General features: G+C 66.3%; 1 protein-coding gene. It reads right to left on the bottom strand.

What is annotated here, in order from left to right; translation table 11 throughout:
- Nucleotides 1–91 precede the first annotated feature (91 nt).
- Nucleotides 92–1,885: a hemopexin repeat-containing protein gene (locus ACIBVQ_RS40505; RefSeq protein WP_399184265.1), complete on the bottom strand. Its 1,794-nt coding sequence runs from the start codon at nt 1,883–1,885 to the stop codon at nt 92–94.
- Nucleotides 1,886–2,144: the final 259 nt, after the last annotated feature.

Below are 2,144 nucleotides of genomic sequence, written 5' to 3'. Positions count from 1 at the left end.
TCCGTCACATCAAAACGCGCCACGTCCGAGTTCTACCAGCCACAGCCAGCCCGCTCTCCGGCCCCACCGAGATCCGAACCCCGAACAGCTCCTAGAAGGGCATGGCCTGGATGCGTATGTAGCGGTCGCCCTTGAAGAGGTAGATCTCGCTGCTGCTGCCGGGAACCTGGCAGGCGGCCGACAGGCCAGAGGCGAAGACGGTGCCAGCCACGGCGGGGAGGGCCTCGGAAATAGCCATGGGGCCGCGGACGATCCTTTCGTCGCTGACGTCGTAGTGGACGAACTGATCGCCCTTGAACAGATAGACCCAGGAAAGGAACCAGGACTCGCAGGCCGCGTCGATGTCGCTGGTGAAGATGGTGCCCTTCAGACCGGGCCAGCTCGTGGCGATGTCCTTGACGCCGGTGTGCTCGTCGTCGCGGACATCGTAGCGGACGTACTGACTGCCGCGGAAGAGGTAGACCTCACGGTCCGCGAGGGGCACGGGGCAGGCGGCGCCGATGCCGCTGGTGAAGGCGGTGCCGTTCAGGCCGTCCCAGTTATCTTTGACGAGCGAGGGACCGACGACGATGCTTTCGGTGTCCAGGTCGTATCTCACGTACTCGTCTCTTTTGAAGAAGTAGATCTCACCGTCGACGTCGGGGACGGTGCAGGCGGCTCCCAGGTCGCGGGTGAAGATGGTGCCGTACAGGCCGCGCCAGCCGGTGGCGATGTACGAGCCGTCGCCGGAGGGCGGGCTGCCGGGATCGCCGCCGGTGTAGCGGACCCGCAGACCGAAGTGGCCCATGCCGTAGGGGTCGCGGTTGAACTCCCAGCGCATCCGGTGATCGCTGCTGGAGTGGTAGAGGGCGGCCAGGTCCGCTCGCCCGAAGGCGAAGCCCCGGCTGAGCACCAGGTCGTCTTCGTTGACGAGATGCTCCCAGATGTCCGTGATCAGGCTCAGGCCCGCATACACGTAGCCGAACAGCTCCATGTTGGGCAGGAGGCTGAGGAACAGGTCGTTCCATTTGAGCTCATCCACGATCCGGCGCAGCGCCTCGCCGAGCGCCTTGTACCACTCGGCGTTGGAGTCGTCGGCCTCCCACAGGGTGATCATGGACGAGCCGCAGCCGTTCAGGCGGGTGTCGAAGAAGACCTTCTCTCCGTAGATGGGGAACTCTTTGTTCTCGGTGACCGACCCGGTCTCGTTGGTGCGCAGGCTGCGCCCGTAGCCGGTGGCGGCGGCCGCGACCGTCCAGTAGATCTCGTCCCTGCCGCCGCCCTGGTCGCCGACCGCTTTGTGGCAGTAGAACGTGTCCAGCTCCAACTTAGCGTGGAACGACTCCCCCGACCTGGCGGCTGTGTCGTCGTCGGGGCCGGCGAAGCCGGTCACGCCGAAGCCGTACTCGGCCATCGCCGCGGTGAACTCCTCGGTGTCGAGGACCTGGCCGTCAGCCAGGTGTTTGCGGTCCACCATGGCCAGGTTCGGCATCTCGGCCATCAGCGGGAGCATCTCGGCGAAGGCGGCCTTGTAGGATTGCTCGTCAAAGCCGTCGCGCAGCGGGCGGGAGCTGACGGCCTGGGGCACGGCCTGCGCCGAGCGTCCGCCGGACAGCTGCTGGTGGTAGATGCGGCCCAGGCCGTGCAGGTAGTCGGTGCCCAGTACCCGCTCCAGCGGCGCCAGCACCGAACGCTCCAGGTCGGTCAGTTCCAGTCCTTGGTCGGCGCGGGCCGCGGCGTGCAGCAGCACGCCGGTCATCAGGTTCACCGGGCCGCGCTTGTACAGCCGCTGTGCCTTGGCCTCCTGGGCCTGTCGCAGGCCCTGCCCGGACAGCACCGCCTGCCAGCGCTCCAGGTACCGGGTGCGCTCCTCGGCGGTGAACGCCGCTATTCCGGCCTCGCCCATGGTGGTCCTTCCGTCGCGTTGTGGTCCGGTCCTTCGGGTGCGGCCGCAAGGGGGCGCCGCATGCTGCGGACCTGTTCCTCAGAGAGCGTGCGCAGGTCTGCCAGCAATCCGTCCGTAACGTAACAGATCATGATCGAAAAGTGATCAAAAGAGTGGTTCTCTCCCTAAGCGCCTATCCAGAAGTTCTGCGCGTAACCAGGTGTGAGATCGCCGGGGCATAAGGGCGTTGACACGGGCCTCGCCGGGGGTTGGATCGAGG

It is taken from the genome of Streptosporangium sp. NPDC049376 (assembly GCF_044466505.1).
Classification (GTDB): Bacteria; Actinomycetota; Actinomycetes; order Streptosporangiales; family Streptosporangiaceae; genus Streptosporangium.
Note: the sequence above shows the minus strand (reverse complement) of the source record. Positions and strands in the feature narration are given on the sequence as shown.

What these genes read in the sequence shown, in the direction of transcription:
- ACIBVQ_RS40505 (WP_399184265.1), bottom strand. Translation starts at nt 1,885, where the DNA reads ATGGGCGAGGCCGGAATAGCGGCGTTCACCGCCGAGGAGCGCACCCGG.